Source organism: Salinivibrio sp. PR6, from assembly GCF_001995955.1.
Classification (GTDB): Bacteria; Pseudomonadota; Gammaproteobacteria; order Enterobacterales; family Vibrionaceae; genus Salinivibrio; species Salinivibrio siamensis.
Genome location: NZ_MUFA01000009.1, coordinates 98,018 through 118,764, shown reverse-complemented (window position 1 = coordinate 118,764; position 20,747 = coordinate 98,018). Strand labels below are relative to the sequence as shown.

Sequence of the window (20,747 nt, the reverse complement as noted above, 5' to 3'; positions counted from 1 at the left end):
TGTAAGTACTCACTCTTGTTTGTGTTGTAAACTTACACGTCACCATTGTGCGGCGCTACGCCTTGTTTATCTATTAATTTAATCGATTCATTTAATCGAAATGTCTTGTTTTTGTTCATTGTTCTATTCGCATACACTCATAGCAGGAGGTGAGCAATGATTGAGTTGATCAAACAGTTTTTTTTGTTGGGCTGTATGTCCTTTGGTGGGCCCGCCGCCCATGTGGGTTATTTTGAGCGGGTTTTTGTCAAAAATAAGCGATGGTTAAGCGAAGAAACATTTGCTTCGGGTCTGGCAATCAGTCAGTTTTTACCCGGTCCGGGAAGTAGCCAGTTAGGCATGTATATTGGCTATCAGCGTGCAGGGTACCTGGGGGCGTTCGGCGCATTTGTGGCGTTTACCTTACCTTCCTTTGCCTTATTGACAGCAGTGGCGGTACTAAACAGTAGCGCGCAGGCAGCAGACTGGGTGGCAACGATCATCAGTGCGGCGAAGTTATTGGCGGTGGTGGTCGTCATTGATGCGACGGTGTCGATGGGTAAAAAGTTTGTCAGCTCGTGGGTGACTGCCGCTGTCGCAGTTATAACGGCATTGTGGTTGTTACTGACGCCTTCAGGCGTGTTGTTCCAAGTTCTGCCCATTTTGGTCGCCGGCATGATTGGCGCAATAGGGTTTGCAAAACCGCAACAGAGCCACACTGCCGTGTCTATTGCGTGGCGTCGTAGTGCCATTATTATTGGCCTGTTTTTACTATTGCTAACGGTGCCTTGGTTGTTTAACCAGACACTTTGGGTACAAGTGTTTAATCTTTTCTATCAGGCAGGGAGCTTTGTGTTTGGTGGTGGCCATGTCGTGCTACCTTTACTAGAGCCCATAGTTGGTGACGTTGTCACAGATTCTGCGTTGATTGAAGGGTATGCGGCGGCACAGCTTGTGCCTGGCCCTATGTTCACGATGGCGAGCTACCTTGGTGCCAGTATTGATGGCTTGTCACCGCTTTGGGGCAGTATTATTGCCACTATCGCGATTTTCTTGCCTGGCGCGTTGCTGATGTTTGGTGTTTTACCTATCTGGGAGGCGGTGAAAACGCAGCCTCGTTTAGCCGGTGCGATCAGCCTCATTAATGCCAGTGTCGTGGGGTTACTCGCTGCCGCGCTTTACCAACCTGTATGGGTGTCTGCCTATACGCAACCCCTTGATTTATTGCCGATAGCGCTAGGTTTAATGGCACTTATCAAGTGGCGTGTTTCAGTGTTTTGGTTGCTCCTATTGATGATGGTGTATCAGTTTACTCTCGCGTAATACGCGCCGAATTTTGTAGCCCTGCCATGTTCTGGGCTACATTTTGGCATTATAATGCACTATAACTTTAGTGGTTGTTCGAAAAAAGCTCAGTCACATCTGTCAATGTAGCTAAGCTTTATTCATCAATTGGTAAGGATCAGGCTTGGAACTGCCAGGGTTGGCGACTGCCCGTATCAGAGGCTGTTTGTGCCAGCTCAATGGCATAGATAACTTTGCTGGCGGAGATAGGGCAAACAGGCGAGGGTTGGTCATTTGTAATTGCCTGAGCTAACCCGTCGAATAGTCGATGGTATTGGCCATCTTCTAAGGTCAAGGTATCAGGTGTGACGCTGTCACCAATCTCAAGCATTCCCTGATACGCTTGTTCTCCGAAACCGGAGACGGTGACCATTAAACCGGCGCGTAGTTGATCCTCTTGGATATCTAAACCAAACGTACTAAAGGTCGCTTTTTCACCATGAACAACAAAACGCTCTGTGGTCCCAGATCGATAGGGGCTTGAGGAGAGAACCACCTCTTTGTCTGGGTAATGCAGGGTGACTTGAAAGTAATCTGTCGTCTCACTGCCTGGGCGGAGTGCGCGGCAACTGGCCGAAACCGCATTCGGATCCCCTAATAAGTGCAGTGCTTGGTCAATTAAATGTGAGCCCAAATCATACAAGATACCGGCGCCTTCACCTGGTAGCTCACGCCACCGTTGACGCACCTCTGGGCGGTAGCGATTAAAGCTAGAGTGCATGACTTTGATGTCACCGAGCTCGCCTGCAAGATGTAAGCCTTTCAGAGTGAGAAAATCACCATCCCAGCGGCGGTTATGGTAGGGGCACAATACTAAGCCTTTCTGTTTAGCTAGCGCGGCCAGCTCAAGGCCATCACGACTATTGGTGACAAAAGGCTTTTCCACTAAGACATGACAACCGGCTTCTAATGCTTGTTTAACATGTTGGTAGTGGAGATGGTTGGGCGTGGTGATCACCACCAAATCCGGGGTTTGTTGTGCTAATAAGGTGCTGAGATCATCAAAGCAGGCCGCTTTAGGTAACCGTTGTGCAACCTGATCGGGTTTACTGGACACGACAGCTGAGATAGCAAACTCAGAGATTGCGCTCAGAAAAGGAACATGAAATGTATTGGCAGAAAAGCCAAAACCCACCAAAGCTGTTTTTATCATAAAGCTCACTCGCATTGACGACGTATTATCAGCACTTTATCGGACATCGACATGCCAATCAATCCAAGCGAGATGAGGAGTGATAACGCGTCGCTGTTAAATGCGCCAAGGCATACAAAAGGGCGACATCAGAAGAATGCTTTAGATCGTTGATACGGTTGCGAGGTTTGGTCAATCCAAAACGAAAGAATGTCGCGAGCTGTGTAAGGTTATCGGTCTCATTGTGGACAAAATTAAACATTGGGTCCACAATGAGAGTGTGCAAACATGAAATGGTGAATGATATGACAGCAGCACAAGCACTAAAAGCGGCAGACAAGAAGAGAATGGCTCAGGTCGGCTTCAAGGCTGCTGTAAACATAATGGAAGGATGGGGATGTACCGGAGCAGACATGCAACGAATTCTTCGCATACCAAGGTCTACGTTCCAAAAGTATAAGGCTAACCCAGACACGATATCTATGGATGATGATCAGCTTGAGCGTTTAAGCTACATCGCAAACATCCACGGTAGTCTTCGAATCATCTTCGATAATCAAGAGAACGTTCAGGGGTTCATGTCTATGGAGAACAAAAACGCTTACTTTGAAGGGCGGACTCCTTTATCTATTATTAGTAGCGGCAAGTTTGCTGACCTCTACGAAGTGTTCTGTCGTGTCGACGCTTTACGTTCCGGTCAGTGGGGATAAAATGCTGAATGCTCGAGAAAATCAAGCGGTAGGATATAGGCTCATTCCGTCTAAGTACCCGACGATTGACTTGTTTGATGATGTCGTCAACCCTGAGGACTTTGAGGTGATGTATCAACTGCAAGCATTGACGAATCCACGTATTCGCGATGAAGTGGGCGATGTATCCCTGATTAAGCCGGAAGAAATCCCGTACCACTGTGAGCGTGGGCGTAGCTATGCTGTCGCTGCCTTTACTCACATTAATCGTGATGGTTCACGTTTCGCTGATGGCAGCTTTGGAATGCTGTATATCGGCGACACCGAACAAACCGCTTTAAAGGAAGTCATGTATCACCAGCGCAATTATTGGACTGATGTTAATGGGCTTCATTATGATCGCTTGGTGTTTAGGGCGCTTCGTTTCACATTTGATGACGATAAAGTGATTGATGTGCGCGATAAGCCAATGACCGATCCAATCTACGACCTTATTGATTACTCCGCGGCACAGGCGCTTGGTCGTCAGGTTCGGCAAGATGATACGTTAACAGGGATCCGCTACAACTCAGTACGAAATGAAAAAGGGAGCTGTTGGGCGATGTCTACGCCACAAGTCGTTAGCGACGTCATACAATGCTTCCATGCAGAAATGATTTGGAACGGAAAAGAAATCAGTCAGGTCGAGAAGATTTACTCAATGGCGTAATCGACACAATTGCATGTTAACAAATCAACCTTTAGTGCGCATTATGTATGTTATGTTAAATAAAGTATTTAACAGGTGAATATTGGCATTGATAAGACAAGCGCCTTGACTCCTCACCTCCATTTTTCTCCCTCTTGAGTATTCTGACGCGACGATTCAACATAAGTGCCCATTTACCATAAAATAGCTAATCACCACTTTCTTTAATCAACTCAGCTCAAATGCTCCGCTTGATCTGAGATGCTTCAAGCGCGCGGTGATGAGCCAAAAAGATCTGCGTTATCTTATACTTTTACCGCATTGAAGCGTCAGCTCGTCAAAGTCACGGCAATTGCTGTCGTGACCAGCCTATTCCCCGTATTTTAGGTAGTCATCTGTCACACATCGTACTTCCGTATCAGTGCTCTAGGCTTGTGGGATGTCTTGGCGGGCGGCGCTAGTAAGGTGATGGCGGTAGCCGTTCAAAGTCATCGATCACTTTAATCATGTTGGGTGGCGTATCACTCCATCGCCAAAATACGATGTTTTTCATCCCTCGGGGGGCGCCACGCGCAAAACTGGGCACAATAATGGCGTTGACCTTTGCACTGATAAGCTGTTTCGATAAGTGCCAACTATCGGGAGTTTGGCTCTGGGTCACTTGATCTAACCAAGCACAGCTTAGCGTCGAGGGCTTGATGCCACAGTTTAGCAGCACTGTCTCATCGGTCAGGTCGAGTACATTGTCACAGTCGACATCATACTGACATATTGTCAAAGGCTGAGCTTTAAAACGAAACCCCTGCTGAGCCTCTACCCATGCACCCGATTGAGACAATGAGGTGTACAGAGTGGCAACGCCTTTGGGGTTAAAGCGTCCACCATTGCGTCTTGCTCCTTCCCCACTGTTAGGCGCGTATGACCAGCGAGGGTTATGGCCACGAAATACCGCACCTTCAAAGCGAAATAGGTATTCCTGTAGCTTTTCTTTACGCATAACCGCCTTCGCTCGTATGGTTAAGGTAGGCTCTCAGCGCGTCCATTCGATCGTGTTTAACCAGTTGCTCGGCGGTTAATCCGCCAAACTCTGGTAGCCCTTCGCTCCGATACCATGCGTAGGCATGAAATTCATTTCCCGTCCACGGAAGGATTCGGTTGATCACTTCTGTGCAGTTACGCAGTTGTTGCTGTGCCTTGATCGTTGAGTATCGCTCTGTGCGGCTTAACGTGGAATAAGGTAATCCAGACAACGACGCAATTTCTTTCAAGTTGGTATGAAAGAACGCGGCCATTTTGCTTGGTTCAACGATACCTTCTGCGTTCATGACTGCATCTAAAATAGATCGGTTCATTGCGCTCACCATGTCAACAATATTTGACTTATATACATCCAATATGATTGTCGTTATAGTGATTGTCAAGGCGTTCGCTCACGGTGCCCGACGCTCCAATCACGGATCGTATCGGGCGTTAGGTATTGAAAAGTCATCTTATCAGCGAATTCCATCTGTTAACCTTTTTAGTCTGCAGAAGGTTTGCTAAAGTCTCGCTAGTTCTCAACTGATTCGTTACATAAGGATAACCATGAAAGCGCACATTTGGGCTTGTTTGCTCGTGGCGTTAGCAAGCTTCAGTGCTAGTGCTGAAGATGAAAACGATGTCAAGCATATCAAAGCGGCGAAAGAGCCGACCTCGTATGCAGAGCAAAGTATTTACGATAAACCCCTGATGGAAAGGTACGTTTTGGATGAAATCCGAAACTTAAGAACCGATTTCCAAGCGCTAGAAAAGCGAATGGTGACCGAGATTACCGATCGTGAGCTGGACGTAGCGGATAAATCACTGAACTATGCCAATGTAACAGTGACCTACTTCTTTTATCTGATTGCCGGTGCGGCATCATTGATTGCGTTGGTGGGTTGGCAGTCTTTGCGCGATATAAAAACCAATACCAAAGAGTTGGCCGATCAACAGCTGTCAGAGATTGCAGAGCAATATGAACGCAAGTTCCAAGCCTTGGAGCGGGACTTGAAGCGTAAAACACGCATTATTGCAGAAAACAATAAAGAGATTGAGCGTATCAACGAGATCCATAACTTATGGCTACGCGCTCAACACTCGCAGACGCCTGAGCAGCGGATGGAAATTTACAATGAAATCCTCAAAATTCGCCCAGGTGACCTCGAGGCGCTCACCCATAAGGCGGATGCGGCAATGGAAATGGGCGAATACCATTGGGCGCTGAGCATCAGTAACCGCGTACTGGAAGTGGATGAACGTAATGCCAACGCCCTCTTCCAGCGTGCGTGCGCCTATGCGCGATTGGGGGCTGAAGATCAGGCAGTGTCTGACTTAGAACTGGCGGTTGCAGAAAGTGCGTCGCTGCGCGAAGCCGCCCGTGAAGAAGCGGACTTTGAATCATTGCATGGTAATGAGCGCTTTGATGCCTTGATTGATGCTGAAGGCCAAGTTTAAATAAGGCGGAATACAAAAAGGCAGCGTGGGCTGCCTTTTTTACTGCTATTAGGATGTTGTTTTTAACACCTAGCCACCTGCCAGTTTCACCGTATGGCCTTTCTTTTCTAGGTGCGCCTTGAGGGTGTCTCGTTTATCCCCTTGGATTTCAATGACGCCCTCTTTGACTGCGCCACCACACCCGCACACTTTTTTGAGCTCGGCGGCCAGCAGTTTCAGCGCGCCATCATCAAGATCCAACCCGGTTACCAGGCTGACGCCTTTGCCTTTGCGCCCTTTTGTTTGTCGCTGAATACGAACGATGCCATCACCTTTAGGTCGGCTCGGTTTTTCTGGCTCGGCTTTAATTCTGCCCGTTTCGGTCGAGTAAACTAAATGATTATTGTCAGACATAACTCTGTCTCGTTGAAGCGTTTGACCTCACTATATCAAAGCTGAATCAACTTAGCAGCCAGTGACAGAATGAGCAACTCGGTGACTATCCGTGTTAAGCACGGAGTTGCTCTGCATTTTTATCAATAAAGTGTTTGAGTGCGGGCAGCGAGCCTTTCATCAAGTTACCGCGCACAATCATGTACCAGCCCTTTTCGTCTTTTTCTGGGTCGTCGTTCATGATACGAAAACCTTTATATTCTTCTACCTGCTTTTTGGACGATACGTGATCCTCTTCATCATCAAAATCAGCGGGCTCCACGAATGTGTTTGTGTCAGCCCACCACTCGATTGACTTTTTTATATTCTGCAAACTGCCAGAGATCGATTTACCTGCGACTCTAGCCCGGTAAACCTCCGTGGTATCTTGACCACCTTCTGTCTTTTCAATCGTATAACCGCGATGAAAAAGGCGTCGAGTCATGGCTCTCTCCTTTCGCGAACAATAATCCGATACCTAGGTATGCAATGGATTACGAACATTCTTCATTTTTAGACTATTATCACGTGTTGTTCGAGCAATTTCATCAAGCCTAAGCCGCTGATAGACGAGTAATAGGCAAATTGAGATATATTTCAAACAATTTGCACTGATGTCTGATATATTAGCGCTAGCAATAAAAAGTTATAGTGCATTATGAAGAAGTTATTACCATTAGACCCAAGTGACATTGAAACAAGTCAAACTCGCTTTAACACCGGTGCATTAAGCATTGAAGAATGGTCGTCCATCACACAAAACGCCTACAGCAAAAACTCGCTATTGAGTTATCGCAACGACTGGCGCGTTTTCGTTGCTTTCTGTCAAGAACAAAACGTGACGCCCCTTCCTTGTGCCGTCACCACACTGCGCCGTTTTGCTGAAATAACGGCGAACCAGCGCAAGATTTCTGCAGTGCGGCGAATGGTTATCACCGTCGGTTTGGTGCACAAGCTTCACCAATTAAAAGACCCGAGCAAGCATCGAGAAGTGAAGTACGCAATGGCTCGCCTTCTGCAAGAGAAATTACCGGAAAGCCGCGAAGCCACACCTTTTCAAGCCTATCACTTAGCTAGCTTAAATCAGCAGCTTGCAAACTCTAAGCGCCTAAAGGATATTCGAGACCGCTTGGTTTGGTCGCTTTGTTATGAAGGATTATTAAAGCGAAGTGAATTAGCCGCCCTGTCGGTGGAGGACCTTGTCACCGCTGAAGGCCAAGCATTCATTTTGGTGAAAGAGCAACGCGTGCCGCTGTCTGAATCAGTCGCAACGCTGCTCATGGACTGGCTCGAAAAAACAGGGATCAGCCAAGGTCCCCTACTGCGTCGAATCAACAAACATGGTCACTTAGGAGAAGCGCCTCTCGACCCTTCCTCTATCTATCGCGTGTTCCGCCGAGCCAGTACACTTTTAGACGAGTCGGTCACTTTCTCTGGCCAGTCACCGCGTGTGGGAGCGAGCCGATCGCTGGCGAAACAGGGAATGTCCATTAAACAAATTCAGTATATGGGACGTTGGAAAAGCCCAGCCATGCCAGCGCAATATGTCGGTAACACGGTAGCTAGTGAGCAAGCCAAGTCGCGTTACCGACGCAAAAAGCTCACCGATTAATCAATTAACCCGCCGCCCCGTGGCCGTGCTAATACAGGATGCCAAATATTCATGGAATGCCAAGCCATGGTGCTCCACCAGTTTGGGGAACATAGAAATAGGTGTCATGCCAGGAAACGTATTGATTTCATTAACTAAGATTTCGTTGTCTTCCGTTAAGAAGAAATCGATACGCGACATATCTTTTAAACGTAGTTGCTTGAATGCTTGATGTGCGTATGAACGAATTGCCTCGACCTGGTCTTCGGTCAGATCTTCTGCCTCAATGTAGGTATTACTGTGGCTACCCTCGCTATACTTTTCTTCGTAAGTGTAAAAGCTCCCTTCAGGGCAACGGATTTCCCCAGGGCGCGTCACTATGATCTCATCGCCGACTTGAAACGCCGCCACTTCTAATTCACGCGGCTTGATGGCTTTTTCGATCAATACTTGGTCCGAGAAGGTGAATGCATCGGCAATCCGCGCTTGTAGCTGCGCTGCATCCGTTACGTGGTAACAACCGACACTGGAGCCTTGGCTCGCCGCTTTCACAAACACCGCCTGATGGTCGGCTAAAAACGCGGAGGCACGTGCTTGACTCTGCTCGCCTTGGTCGGTGATAAACACATAGGGAGTATTGGGGATGCCCAGTGCATCAAACCATAGCTTTGACGTTATTTTATTAAAACAGATCTGGCTGCCTTCCGCGTCACACCCTAAATAAGGAAGGCCAGTGATCGTCAGTAATGACTGAATATCGCCTGTTTCGCCCGGGAAGCCATGAAGGCAAGGCACGACATAGTGAATTTGCGTGTGTTCTACTTTACTGCACAGGTTGCCATCTGTATCGAGGTGACAGCGCATGCCATCATCAAGGCGCCACCCGTCTTGGGTCATTTCAACTTTGTGCACCTTAATGCGCGGTAATTTAGCCAATTGTGATTCAATATACTGAGCAGACACGAGGGAAATATCATGTTCTGCCCCGCCGCCGCCGCATAACAAAAGCAGGTTGAGTTTGGTCATTTTCTTCTCTCATCACGCGTCGAAACGCGCTATTCGGACATTAACGCCATAGTAGACAAATGCCGTTTCGCTTTCATCTATCAGAGACGTTTTATTGGTTGATTAGAGCCCATTTGCTGCAGGTTTGTTCAATCTGTGCTGCCAATGCGTCTCCACAATACAGGGATAAACGCCACGCAACAAAAAAGCTGGCATTCGCCAGCTCTTTTCAACCACACCAATTTGCGAATTAATTTATACGGATCATCTCAGGTGTTGAAGACCGTTTTATTTTACCAATATCGCGTACAAAAGGACCATATTGCTGAATCGTTTGTGGCAGCGCTTTAATCGCACGCTTGGCCGCATCACGGTTTGGGTACTCACCATACAACAAGGTGTACCAAGGCAAACCATCTACCATTTTTTTGTTGCTCCACAATGGCTGGTCGCTCGGAAGCCGTTTGGCATAATCACTGAACCCTCTATCATGGCTAAGGGCAACGACTTGGATGGTATACCCAGCGCCTTGCGTCGCTGATTTCACCGTTTGCTTTTTCGGTGCCGGCTTCGGCTCAGGCTTGGCCGTGTTCATCATTGGCTCGGCGTCTGCCGTTTGCGCGGTATCGCGCTTGTCAGTTGATTCAATTGTCTGACTGTAGATTTCAGTGGTAACGCCACCGCTACTGCACCCAGTTAGCAGTATCGCGATGGCCAGTAAGCCCAATTTTTTCATTGTGATTCTGTCAGTTATCCAAGTTTGTTTCATTGTGCCCCCGACCCAGTAGCCATTCAACCAAAAGTTATCCTCTTGCACGAGGTTTCCGGCTACAGCTCACAGATAGTCATGTTAAACGTCGTTTTTTAGTCTATCTCACGGTTCACTTTCTGCCATGCCGAGATCACATTGCGTTAAAAAAAACCGTTGAATTCAAGCGCGAACCGATAAACTGGCTTGTGAACACGCTTGCGCCATTGCGCACCACAAGCAAGCACTCGTCAAACCAACGGAGGGCATCATGGCCGGTATCGATCAACTCCTCAAGCCAAAGTCCATCGCGGTGGTGGGCGCCTCTGATCACAGTGGTCGTGCAGGCTACGTTGTTACACGCAATTTGCAATCCGGCGGCTTCCAAGGCCCTATCATGCCCGTGACACCCAAGTACCAAGCGGTCGCCGGTATCTTGGCCTACAAAACAGTGGCAGATCTCCCCTTGGTGCCTGATTTGGCCATCCTCTGTACGCGTGGCGAGATCACGCCTCCTCTTATTGAGCAGCTTGGCGAGCGCGGAGTAAAGCTCGTGATTGTGCTAGCAGCGGGAATGCGGGGGCAATTAAATGCTGAGGGGGTAAGTCAGTATGACGCTATGCAACAGATTGCGGCGAAATATACCATGCGGGTGCTCGGTCCCAATAGCCTTGGCATGATCTTACCTTGGCTCAATCTCAATGCGTCTTTTGCGCCAGTACCCGCCAATAAAGGCAATATTGCCTTTGTGTCTCAATCAGCCGCCGTTTGTACCACCATCTTAGATTGGGCGCGGAACAAACGCATCGGCTTTTCCACCTTTATCTCGCTCGGTGAAGCGAGCGATATCGACTTCCCAGAGTTACTCGATTTTCTTTGTCGCGACAGTAAAACCGACGCCATTTTGCTGTATGTCGACTCTATACGCGACGCGCGCCGATTTATATCAGCTGCTCGTGCCGCAGCCCGTAATCGACGAATTCTCGTGCTTAAAAGTGGCCGCACACGAGGTGGCTCTGTTGCACTCGAGCAGCTCAGTCATACCAACATTGGCTTAGATGCCGCTTATGATGCGGCTATTCGCCGCTCTGGGATGCTACGTGTCAACAATACCCACGAGCTTTTTGCCGCTGTTGAAACGCTTTCTCACTCGGTACCACTTCGCGGAGAACGCCTTGCGATTATTACCAATGGGGGTGGGCCGGCGGTGATGGCCGTCGATACGCTCATGGATGCCGGTGGCAAACTGGCCACGCTCAGCGAGCAGACGCTCGACGCATTGCACCAGGTCCTTCCCAAAAGTTGGTCGCAAACTAACCCCATTGACATTGTTGGTGACGCCGACATGCAAAGATATCAAGCGGTGATTGATATCGTACTAAACAGTGACGATGCCGATGCCGTACTCATCATGCACTCTCCTTCTGTCACGGCACCAGGACTAGCGACCGCTAAGGCCATAATCCATTCACTCAAAGAAAACCCGCGCGCGCGTCGATTCAATATTCTGACCAACTGGCAAGGCGAAGGCGATGATGCCACGGTCGCGCGTCTCGCTTTTACCCACGCCGGGTTCCCGACCTATCGCACACCCGAAAGCGCCGTCACCGCCTACATGCACCTTGTAGAATACAGACGCAATCAAAAGCAATTAATGGAAACGCCCACCTCAACCGGGAGTATGGACTACGACTTGCCCGCCGCTCGCGCCTTTATCGATCAAGCAGAAGATATCGAGCATTTGACCTTAACCACCCATGAAGTCCGTCCCTTGCTCGAAGCCTATGGCATGCAAGTGATATCGACATGGCTCGCCACCGATTCCGTCGAGGCGGCACAAATTGCCGAGCAAGTCGGCTATCCCGTGGCGGTAAAACTCCGCTCCCCAGATATTCGCCATAAATCCGATGTACAAGGCGTGATGCTCAATCTACGCACCGGCGCCGAAGTCGCAAATGCCGCCCAAGCAATTGTTGATCGCGTCGCGGTCACATTTCCAGAGGCTCGAATTCAAGGCTTACTTGTTCAATCCATGGCTTCCCGTGCTGGCGCGCAAGAATTGCGGGTCACCATCAGCAACGATCCCGTATTTGGTACCATTATTCTGCTGGGTGAGGGAGGCTCGGATTGGGATGTGACCAAAGATGCCGCCGTTGCGATCCCGCCATTAAACATGGCATTGGCACGTTATCTGGTCATTGGCGCGATAAAGAGCGGCAAAATCAAACAACGTGGTTTTCCGATCTCCATTGATATTGCCAGTTTGTGTCGCTTTTTAGTGACCCTGTCACAGATGATCATTGATTGCCCCGAAATTGATGAACTCGATATTCATCCTTTATTGGTGTCTGGCAATGAGCTGACTATTTTGGATGCATCCCTACGATTGCGCGATTACGCAGGTAGTCAACAAAAGCGGTTAGCGATACGCCCCTACCCGAAAGAGCTTGAGCAGTCTATCCAGCTCAAAAACGGGCAGACCATTCTGCTGCGCCCCATCCTCCCCGAAGACGAGCCGACGCACAAAGCCTTCGTAGAAAAAGTGTCCGAAGAAGATTTGTATCGTCGATTTTTTTCTGACGTCGGCGAGCTCAACCATGAAGCGCTCGCTAATTTAACCCAAATTGATTATGACCGTGAAATGGCACTCGTGGCTACTTGTCATCTTGCGTCTGGCGAAGAAGAGATTTGGGGGGTAGCACGCTTGCTGGCTGACCCACAAAACACCGACGCTGAGTTTGCCGTGCTCGTGCGCTCCGACCTAAAAGGAGTGGGGTTAGGTCGCGTGCTCATGCAAGCCATCATCGATTATGGTCGTCAAGCGGGGTTGTCGCGGATCACCGGGATGACCATGCCCAATAACCGTGGGATGATCGCATTGGCACAAAAGTGTGGTTTTAGTATTGATGTGCAAATGGAAGATGGCATTGTCGATATGCAACTGTCTTTGCACCCAAACCCGCCGATTAACGATTAAGAGCGTCTCGGCGGTCTTCGACTGTGTTCGTACGCCGTGCGATCGGACTCACTGATCGCGGCTAAAGACGAGCGAGCGTCCCCCTATTTCATCGACTTGTCAGCAATAGGCATATCCCCAGCTTGTAAGTAGGGTTCAAGTAGCTTGGGAAGCTGGCGTACTAACCATGACTTAGCATTGCCCATTCGGTTGCGTTTCCACGCCAGCCCGAGCGTTAACTCGAATGGCTCTCCGCCTTTTAAACGTTTCAAACGACCCGTATTAAGGTCATCTTGTATCCAGAACCAAGGTAAGGTACCGATCCCTTGTCCGTTTAAGATGGCTGCGTACTTATCGTGCATTGAGCTGACAGTAAGCCGTGGTTGGTCTTCTAACACATTGAAGGTTTTAGGTTGCATACCTCGCGCGGTATCCGCCACCGCCACCCCGCGATATTTGGCTCGTACATCAGGCTCTACGGGACGCGCTTCTTTGTGAATAGGATGGTCGGGCGCTGCCACCCAGTAGGCACTCATATCGCCCAAAGGCTGAACTTTGATGCCCTGCGGCACTGTGTCGGGAATGGGTGCCACCAACACATCGGTGCGGTCTTGAGCCAGCGCTTCCCAACATCCTGCTAATATTTGTTCCGACAGCTTAAGGCGTGTATTACTTTTTTTCGCCAAGCGCTCAATCAAGGGAAAGAAGAAATGGCTTTTAAATAACCCGTCATACGCTAAGCAAATTTCTAATTCCCAACCATGCGCCAGAGAAGCGGCGTCGGCCACCATTTCATCTGCTGCGTTCAACAGCATGCGCCCGCGTTCAACTAATAAATACCCGGCATCGGTGAAGGTTGCACGATGCCCTGAACGGTCAAAGATGACTAAACCGAGCTCGTCTTCCAACTTCTGAACCTGATAGCTCAGCGATGATGGCGCACGATTCAATGATTCAGCTGCCGCGGCAAAACTTCCTTTTCTCTCAATGGCATCAAGCACTTGCAAAGCTTCAAATGATAGCATGACGGTCTCTTAGTCGTTGCCCATTCGGGGCGAGATAACTCATGTTAAACACTATATCAGGGTTTGGCTCACCGCCATATCGCAAATCTGGCGCTAACATGCGCTCGCTTAAATGCAATAAATCAGGCATATAGCACAAAACCATCACGGGTTTGGTTTCCTTTTTAGTGAAGGTGTCATACTGTAAAACAGAGGTGACGATGAGACTAGACCGAATTGAAATAGCAGGCTTTCGTGGTATCAATCGCCTGTCACTGCAAGTAGATGAGCTGACCGTTTTAATCGGTGAAAACGCATGGGGAAAATCGTCTCTGCTTGATGCGCTAGAAATTGCATTGCACCCAAGTGGCGATAAACCCCAGTTTAAACGGTCGGACTTTCACGTTGACCATGTCTTAGGTGTCTTGCCTGAACAACAGTTTCAAATCATCCTTCGCTGGCAAGAGAGCTTTCCCGGTGAGCATAAAGCGCGCCGCTATCGTCGTTTTAAACCCGTTTGGAATGGGAGCAACGCGGGGTGTCGAACCCTTGATTATTGCTTAAGCGCCACCATCCAAGAAAGTAAAGTCGCGGTACGGAGAGAGTTTTTATCCTCACAAGGCGATATTATTGAGCAAGCAGACAGCGACGCGCTCGCCAGCCACCTAATGCAAATTCACCCAGTCGTTCGTGTGCGTGATGCCAGACGCATGCGCGTGCCAGGGCAAGCAGTGACAAAAGATAACACCCGCCTTGAGCAGCGGTTAGACAACACCTATCGCCGCCTGTTGATGATGCCCGGCCATGTGAATAAAGGCGAGATAAAAAGTGGCCTGCATGCCATGCGTCAATTACTCGATCACTATTTTGCCGCCTACGAGCATGACCGCGATCCTTATCCCATTCATGCCCCGGGCGCATTAGCCATCACTCATAACCAAATGCACCCGCTCGAAGCGGTGGCCGCCAATACCTCTAATCAAAGTCGGCTCGTGCTCATGGGCTTATTGAGTGCATTTGTCCGGGCGCGCGGGCCAAAACAGCTCAAACGGAATGCGCGGCCAGTGATGTTATTTGAAGATCCAGAAGGGCGACTTCATCCAACCTTACTGAATCAAGCGTGGCGCTTGATTCAGTTGATGCCGATGCAAAAGTTGCTCACCACAAACAGCGGTGACTTGCTCGCAGGCGTACAACTGGATCATATTCGCCGACTGGTGCGACACCCCACTGAAACGCATAGCCACCAAGTACCGCCTCACCTTCTTAGCAAAGACGAGCGCCGCCGCGTGACCTTCCATGTCCGTTTTCACCGACCCAGTGCACTATTTGCACGCTGCTGGTTGCTAGTGGAAGGAGAAACGGAGATATGGCTGTTTAACGAGCTAGCGCGATTGCAAGGTTATGACTTAGCTGCAGAGGGTGTACACCTTATCGAGTTTGCCCAAAGTGGATTACGCCCGCTTATCAAGGCTGCAAAAGCATTAGGTATTGAATGGCATTTGGTGGCGGATGGTGATATGGCTGGTAAAAAGTACGCTGCGACGGCGCGCGGGCAAATAGAGCATCAACCAGAGGGCGCGCGTTTAACCGTGCTGCCTGATAGAGATATTGAGCACTACTTGTACAACAACGGTTATGAGCCTTTGTTTCGCGACATGGCCGGCGTCACCAGTCAACAGCCCCACATGAATGACAAACGTATTATCGCCAAAGCCTTAAAACGCTATGCCAAGCCTGACGCCGCGTTGGCGATCATCGCCTATACCGAGAATGAGTTAAAAGCACCCATTCCCAAGCTGCTGCGCTGGATTATTCAACGCGCAATCGGTTTGGCCAGAGGTGTTGGTTAACGCCTCTGACTCGTCCTATTCGCGAACTATTGCTCCACCCGCTCAAAAAACAGCGTGACTTTGCCTACTTCAATCCCCCACTTGCGCATTGAGGTAACGTTAAAAAGGCGATCTTGGTCTTGCCGAAACATCCAGTCATCAAAGTGAAGCTGATATTCGCTATCGCCGACGGGAACCACTAAATCATAACGCCAATTAAGCGCATTGCCCGCCACAACACCTGTTGCTGTCCCGACGATATCGCCCGCCGTCCCCGTGTAAGTCCCATCAGAGTGACGTTTAATCGTCCAAACCCGGGTTTGCGTTTCGCCATCAGCATACACAAAGGATTCATCCAGTGTCAGTGTGTCGCCTTCTACCACACCGTCGATATCGACAACGAAGCGTCGGGTTTGCTCGCCGGTAAAATCTTGTACCATGCCCCACGCTTTTGTTTGTCCCTCAAAGTACTCAAACAAGTTAAAGTCTGGCTTGCGCCCTTGGTAGTCTTCAATGTCGGCAGAGCACGCCGCCAATAGCACAGCACTCACCAATACCGTCAGAATTTTGCCTATCGTCTGCGTCACTTTTCTCATGGCGTTTCTCCTAATAATGCTCGACGATGATCTGGATAGTCAGTGTCTTCTGATAACCAGATTGCGAGAAAGGCATCTGCCAACTCGATGTCCTTGACCGTCAAGGTCTCTTCCCAGTCTTTCCCTTTTGGCTGAGCGTAAAAAACGCCCTTTTGCGCGTGGCGAACAAACGCAAGACGATCGCCCTCTGTTATCTCTCCCCATGCGTTGTCCAGCGCTTGTTGCCAACGCGTTCGTTGTGCTTCCGAAAAGCCCAAGTGCTCCCATTGATCGTTTGTTGCTTTCATCAGTCGTTGGTCACTGATATCGCGCGCGTAGGTAATCACTAAAGCATGAGGCGTTTGCGCTTGATAACGCCCGGTCGGTGAGCGCAGTGATGACTGATATATCGTCCACCAGCCCCAAGTTAGCGTCGCTTCGCCAACTTGTGGCCAGCTTTGCCATGTCATTGAAGACGAGGTCGCCCCCATGGTGGCGTAAGGCGTTGCGAGCGCGAGCATTAATACAAGGTGTTTCACCCACTTATTCATGGCTCTCTCCTTGTCGCGGCAGAACGGACATCTAACTGGTGTTGCAGCCATTGCATCAGATTAATCAGGATGATGCTGTAGACTAACCAAGTGCCAATCAGCACCGCGCCAGTGACCCATATGGACTCTGGGAAGCTTAAAACCCCTAAACGCTCTCCTGCCCAGTAACTGCTTGCGCCACCCAAACTGCCCAGCGCCGCCATAAACCAAAATGCGCGTGCGAGGATAAGCTCACGCATTAACCACGCAAAGCTGCAAAACCCTAGCCAGAGTAATAGTAGCCACAGCGGCATCACAACGTACTCGGCCTCAACAGCCAACCACTGTGTGTGGAGTAATAAGCTATCTCCAATCAACCCAACAGGCGTAAGCACGGCAATGGCCCACATCACGCTGCGGTCATAAAAGATCGCGCCCAGTAGCATCGCGACCATTAACCACTGAAAGCTCGGCGGGCCAAGCGCCGCCGAAAACCAGTAAACATTGAACAATAAAGAGATAACGACAAAGCGCACAGATTATGCCTCTCGCCAAGCAGGACGGCTTAGGAGTAGCTGGACCGCACTGATCGTACGTTCCTTAAAGCCGCCCTCACAATAACAAAAGTAATAGCGCCACAAACGTGCAAAACGATCGTCATAGCCGTAATCGCGCAGTACCTCCGTCTGCTGATTGAAGCGTGTGTGCCAATCAGCCAAGGTTTGTGCGTAATCCAAGCCGATGTCTTTTAGATCTCTGATCACAAAATCGGTTTGAGCGGTGAGGTGAGACAACAATACGCTCACTGAGGGTAAAAACCCTCCGGGGAAAATATGCTTTTGAATAAAGTCGACGTTACGGCTGTAATGCTCGTAGCGCTGATCAGCAATGGTGATCGCTTGGATGGCCATTAAACCACTGGGCTTAAGCAATGACTGGCATTGACGGACAAAGGTATCTAGATACTCTTTCCCCACCGCTTCAATCATTTCAATCGAAACCAGTTTATCGTATTCACCGGTCAGATCACGGTAGTCTTTTTGTAGCAGCGTGATCTTATCTTCCAGCCCTTCTCGCTCGACACAGGCTTTTGCCCAAGCATATTGCTCTTGTGAAATCGTGGTGGTGGTCACGCGGCAGCCGTAATGCTTAGCCGCGTAGACCGCCATTCCTCCCCAGCCAGTGCCAATCTCGAGCAAATGATCGTTAGAGGTCAGCGCCAGCTGTCGGCAGAGCCGGTCCATCTTTTCCACTTGGGCCTGCTCTAGGGTCATTTCTTTGTCAGTGTAAATAGCACTGGAATACAGCATTTGCTCATCAAGAAAATGACGGTACAAGTCGTTGCCGAGGTCATAATGTGCTGCGATATTGCGGCGCGCGGTCTCTTTTTCATTGCGATTGCGCCAGTGAGCCAGCTTGTTCCCTAGTCCCACCAGCCAGCCAGTGTGCTTTTCAATTCTGTCGATAGCAGGAAGGTTGCGAGCAAATACGCGAATAACGTCGGTCAAGTTCGGTGATTCCCACCAACCATCGATGTAAGCCTCGGCCGCCGCAATGCTACCGCCGGTTAAAATCCGGGTGTAAAAACGTGGGTCGTGTACCAGCACGGATGCATGTAATTGTGCCTGAGGATCACCACACTGTAAGGTTTGGCCCTGCTCATCAACCAGCGAAACACACGCTTCATCAACATGTGCTAGCAGGGTATAAACCAACTGTTTAGCGTAGTGCTCTTTACGTGTCAGTGTGCGTTGACTCTGAGGTACGTCCGTTGCAGACATAATTACTCCTTCTTCGCACTCGGGTGCGGATAAAACGGTGCGCCCTTTATCCAAAGTTTGAGCGCTTGCCAATAAATACCAATGACAACTTTTACTGTTTCCATCGGCGTCCGGATCAATAACTTACTCAGTGTTTTTGATGTAAATGGACGTCGCTGCAGTCCAAGTGTGGCGTCGAATTCTTTCTGTTGTCGGTGAGCCTCGAGGTGCAAGTGAACCCGCGTACCTAAAGGGCGAAGACGCCAGTGATAACGTTGCTTAATGGGATTAAACGGAGAGACATGAAACGCTTTGTCATGCTCATACCGCTGACCCGCAGGCACGGCATAATAATGCCGCTCTCCCCACGGGGTATTACTCACTTCGGCTAATAAATAACGCCAGTTATGGGCTTGGTCATAGAGGTAATAAAAGTTGGCCGGACTGAAATACACGCCCAAATAACGTAGCTGGCACAACGCATACACTTTCCCCTCAATGCGCTCGCCCGTCAGTTCCTGAACCTTATCGATGCATGCCGCTTTGGTGTCGGCTTGTCCATTCAAATAATCGCGGTGATCAAAGGCGGCTAACCCCCACTTACCCAAGCGAAACCCTTTGACCTGCGATGCCAGCAAACTAAGCTCATCAAGATCAATCACAGGCATAAACACCGAGTAATTGAACGTGTGTTTTATCGGGCTAAAACGCCGATGCCGCACTTGCCCGACATACAAACCGCTATTTAGTGCTGAAACCGACTCACTCACGAATTGATCCCCTCCACGACATCAAGCGCACTCCGCACACCATCCTCGTGAAAGCCGTTATACCAATAGGCGCCACAGAACCAGCTGCGTTGCTGGCCATTAACTCGATGGCGCTGCTGCTGTGCGGCAACACTGTCGGTATTAAACACGGGGTGAGCATAGACAAATTGCTTAAGAATTTTACTCGGCTCGATCCTGTCGGTTTGATTTAACGTCACGCAAAATGTCTCAGGCGCCTGAATTGACTGCAATATATTCATATTGTAGGTCAAAGCTGCTGGTTCTGTGTCTATTTTGTCTGACAAAGGTAAATGATAATTCCAACTCGCCCACGCGCCTTGACGCTTAGGCAACAGCGACGTATCAGTGTGAAGCACAACCTCATTGTCTTGATAGGGAATCGCCCCAAGCACCTGTTGTTCCGCTTCACTGGGATCAGCCAGCATGGCCAAGGCTTGGTCACTGTGACACGCAAAAATCACCTGCTCAAACGCCTGCTCACCGGCTTCTGTCATCACCCACACCGCATCAGGGGTGCGGCGGACCTTTGTCACGGGTGAATTCAGATGGATCTTATCCTCAAAGGCAGGCGTGAGCTTTTTAACGTACTCGCGTGAGCCTCCGGGGATCACATACCATTGCGGCCGATTCGCGATATCCAACAAGCCGTGGTTTTGGAAAAAACGCAAAAAGAACGCCAAGGGGAAGCCACGCATATCCGACAAGGTAGATGACCAGATAGCCGCGCCCATGGGGAGAATATAATTTTGACAAAAATAATCACTGAACCCATGTTGATTGAGAAAATCGCCTAGGGTATTGAGTGTGCCTTGCCGCTCCGCTTCACCCGTCTCATGTGCGTCGCGCGCGAGGCGATTGAATCGCATGATCTCCGCCAAAAAGCGGTAGAAGCGTACATTGATGACATTACGCTTCTGCGCAAATAACGAGGACAGGCTATGCCCGTTATACTCCAGTCCATTCGCATCATTGCGAACACTAAAGCTCATCTGAGAAGGTTGGCGACCCACACCAATTTCATTGAGTAAACGTTCATAATTTGGGTATGTGCGATCGTTAAAAACGATAAACCCGGTATCAATCGCGTACTGTCCACTGGCGACGTCGACATCGACCGTGGCCGTGTGCCCCCCCAAATAATCATTCGCTTCAAACAAGGTGATGTCATGCTGTTTATTAAGATAATGAGCACACGTCAAACCGGCAATGCCTGAGCCGATGATGGCAATTTTCATGA

At 49.5% G+C, this 20,747-nt stretch carries 21 protein-coding genes; 7 read left to right on the top strand and 14 right to left on the bottom strand.

Features of this window, described 5'->3' with window-relative positions:
* The first annotated feature begins 156 nt into the window (after positions 1-156).
* Complete coding sequence (chrA, locus tag BZG72_RS09890) at positions 157-1,302, top strand: chromate efflux transporter (protein ID WP_077666682.1); 1,146 nt, start codon at positions 157-159, stop codon at positions 1,300-1,302.
* Positions 1,303-1,441: 139 nt separating this feature from the next.
* Here chrA and BZG72_RS09885 read toward each other — a convergent pair whose 3' ends face one another.
* Positions 1,442-2,476 (bottom strand): Gfo/Idh/MocA family oxidoreductase, encoded by a 1,035-nt coding sequence (locus BZG72_RS09885; protein ID WP_077666681.1) that lies wholly within the window; start codon positions 2,474-2,476, stop codon positions 1,442-1,444.
* Between the two features lie 284 nt (positions 2,477-2,760).
* Between BZG72_RS09885 and BZG72_RS09875 the strand changes: the two genes are divergently transcribed.
* The gene (locus tag BZG72_RS09875; protein ID WP_046076072.1) at positions 2,761-3,165 is read left to right on the top strand and encodes an antitoxin Xre-like helix-turn-helix domain-containing protein; all 405 of its coding nucleotides are present in this window, start codon (positions 2,761-2,763) and stop codon (positions 3,163-3,165) included.
* The gene (locus tag BZG72_RS09870; protein ID WP_241832539.1) at positions 3,131-3,853 is read left to right on the top strand and encodes an RES family NAD+ phosphorylase; all 723 of its coding nucleotides are present in this window, start codon (positions 3,131-3,133) and stop codon (positions 3,851-3,853) included. The genes BZG72_RS09875 and BZG72_RS09870 overlap by 35 nt, the downstream gene beginning before the upstream one ends.
* Before the next feature lie 436 nt (positions 3,854-4,289).
* Here the strand turns inward: BZG72_RS09870 and BZG72_RS09865 are convergent, their stop codons facing one another.
* Positions 4,290-4,829 carry an RES family NAD+ phosphorylase gene (locus tag BZG72_RS09865; protein WP_077666678.1) on the bottom strand — a complete coding sequence of 180 codons (540 nt, stop codon included), beginning with the start codon at positions 4,827-4,829 and terminating at the stop codon, positions 4,290-4,292.
* The gene (locus BZG72_RS09860; protein ID WP_077458299.1) at positions 4,822-5,184 is read right to left on the bottom strand and encodes a hypothetical protein; all 363 of its coding nucleotides are present in this window, start codon (positions 5,182-5,184) and stop codon (positions 4,822-4,824) included. Before BZG72_RS09860 ends, BZG72_RS09865 begins: the two co-directional genes overlap by 8 nt.
* Before the next feature lie 232 nt (positions 5,185-5,416).
* Between BZG72_RS09860 and BZG72_RS09855 the strand changes: the two genes are divergently transcribed.
* The gene (locus BZG72_RS09855; protein WP_077666677.1) at positions 5,417-6,307 is read left to right on the top strand and encodes a TPR end-of-group domain-containing protein; all 891 of its coding nucleotides are present in this window, start codon (positions 5,417-5,419) and stop codon (positions 6,305-6,307) included.
* Between the two features lie 69 nt (positions 6,308-6,376).
* On the opposite strand, the gene yciH is transcribed toward BZG72_RS09855, so the two are convergent.
* Both yciH and BZG72_RS09845 read right to left on the bottom strand, forming a co-directional pair.
* Positions 6,377-6,700 (bottom strand): stress response translation initiation inhibitor YciH, encoded by a 324-nt coding sequence (gene yciH, locus BZG72_RS09850; protein WP_046075840.1) that lies wholly within the window; start codon positions 6,698-6,700, stop codon positions 6,377-6,379.
* A 94-nt stretch (positions 6,701-6,794) separates the two neighbouring features.
* Positions 6,795-7,163, bottom strand: a complete 369-nt coding sequence (locus BZG72_RS09845) for a DUF3319 domain-containing protein (RefSeq protein WP_077666676.1) — start codon at positions 7,161-7,163, stop codon at positions 6,795-6,797.
* A 213-nt stretch (positions 7,164-7,376) separates the two neighbouring features.
* On the opposite strand from BZG72_RS09845, the gene BZG72_RS09840 reads away from it, so the two are divergent.
* Positions 7,377-8,330 (top strand): tyrosine-type recombinase/integrase, encoded by a 954-nt coding sequence (locus tag BZG72_RS09840; protein ID WP_077666675.1) that lies wholly within the window; start codon positions 7,377-7,379, stop codon positions 8,328-8,330.
* Here BZG72_RS09840 and BZG72_RS09835 read toward each other — a convergent pair whose 3' ends face one another.
* Both BZG72_RS09835 and BZG72_RS09830 read right to left on the bottom strand, forming a co-directional pair.
* The gene (locus tag BZG72_RS09835; protein ID WP_077606604.1) at positions 8,331-9,335 is read right to left on the bottom strand and encodes a D-alanine--D-alanine ligase; all 1,005 of its coding nucleotides are present in this window, start codon (positions 9,333-9,335) and stop codon (positions 8,331-8,333) included. It abuts the gene before it with no gap.
* 229 nt (positions 9,336-9,564) lie between these two features.
* The gene (locus BZG72_RS09830) at positions 9,565-10,050 is read right to left on the bottom strand and encodes an SPOR domain-containing protein (protein WP_198930062.1); all 486 of its coding nucleotides are present in this window, start codon (positions 10,048-10,050) and stop codon (positions 9,565-9,567) included.
* 283 nt (positions 10,051-10,333) lie between these two features.
* On the opposite strand from BZG72_RS09830, the gene BZG72_RS09825 reads away from it, so the two are divergent.
* Positions 10,334-13,039 carry a bifunctional acetate--CoA ligase family protein/GNAT family N-acetyltransferase gene (locus BZG72_RS09825; RefSeq protein ID WP_077666674.1) on the top strand — a complete coding sequence of 902 codons (2,706 nt, stop codon included), beginning with the start codon at positions 10,334-10,336 and terminating at the stop codon, positions 13,037-13,039.
* An 83-nt stretch (positions 13,040-13,122) separates the two neighbouring features.
* On the opposite strand, the gene BZG72_RS09820 is transcribed toward BZG72_RS09825, so the two are convergent.
* Positions 13,123-14,043, bottom strand: a complete 921-nt coding sequence (locus tag BZG72_RS09820) for a LysR family transcriptional regulator (protein WP_046075835.1) — start codon at positions 14,041-14,043, stop codon at positions 13,123-13,125.
* 200 nt (positions 14,044-14,243) lie between these two features.
* Here BZG72_RS09820 and BZG72_RS09815 point away from each other — a divergent pair, with 200 nt between their 5' ends.
* Positions 14,244-15,875: a DUF2813 domain-containing protein gene (locus BZG72_RS09815; RefSeq protein ID WP_077606602.1), complete on the top strand. Its 1,632-nt coding sequence runs from the start codon at positions 14,244-14,246 to the stop codon at positions 15,873-15,875.
* A 26-nt stretch (positions 15,876-15,901) separates the two neighbouring features.
* Here the strand turns inward: BZG72_RS09815 and BZG72_RS09810 are convergent, their stop codons facing one another.
* The 6 genes from BZG72_RS09810 to BZG72_RS09785 are packed head-to-tail and all read right to left on the bottom strand — an operon-like array spanning position 15,902 to position 20,745.
* Entirely contained in the window at positions 15,902-16,450 is a 549-nt protein-coding gene (locus BZG72_RS09810; RefSeq protein ID WP_108743044.1) for a DUF3833 domain-containing protein, read from the bottom strand.
* Positions 16,447-16,980, bottom strand: coding sequence for a hypothetical protein (locus BZG72_RS09805; RefSeq protein ID WP_077579131.1), 534 nt, complete (start codon positions 16,978-16,980; stop codon positions 16,447-16,449). The genes BZG72_RS09810 and BZG72_RS09805 overlap by 4 nt, the downstream gene beginning before the upstream one ends.
* Complete coding sequence (locus tag BZG72_RS09800; protein WP_046075833.1) at positions 16,977-17,495, bottom strand: DUF2878 family protein; 519 nt, start codon at positions 17,493-17,495, stop codon at positions 16,977-16,979. The genes BZG72_RS09805 and BZG72_RS09800 overlap by 4 nt, the downstream gene beginning before the upstream one ends.
* A 3-nt stretch (positions 17,496-17,498) precedes the next feature.
* On the bottom strand, positions 17,499-18,740 hold the full coding sequence (locus tag BZG72_RS09795; protein ID WP_077666673.1) for an SAM-dependent methyltransferase: 1,242 nt from the start codon (positions 18,738-18,740) through the stop codon (positions 17,499-17,501).
* A 2-nt stretch (positions 18,741-18,742) separates the two neighbouring features.
* Complete coding sequence (locus tag BZG72_RS09790) at positions 18,743-19,489, bottom strand: DUF1365 domain-containing protein (RefSeq protein WP_046075831.1); 747 nt, start codon at positions 19,487-19,489, stop codon at positions 18,743-18,745.
* Positions 19,486-20,745 carry an NAD(P)/FAD-dependent oxidoreductase gene (locus BZG72_RS09785; RefSeq protein WP_077666672.1) on the bottom strand — a complete coding sequence of 420 codons (1,260 nt, stop codon included), beginning with the start codon at positions 20,743-20,745 and terminating at the stop codon, positions 19,486-19,488. The genes BZG72_RS09790 and BZG72_RS09785 overlap by 4 nt, the downstream gene beginning before the upstream one ends.
* Between the last annotated feature and the right edge of the window lie 2 nt (positions 20,746-20,747).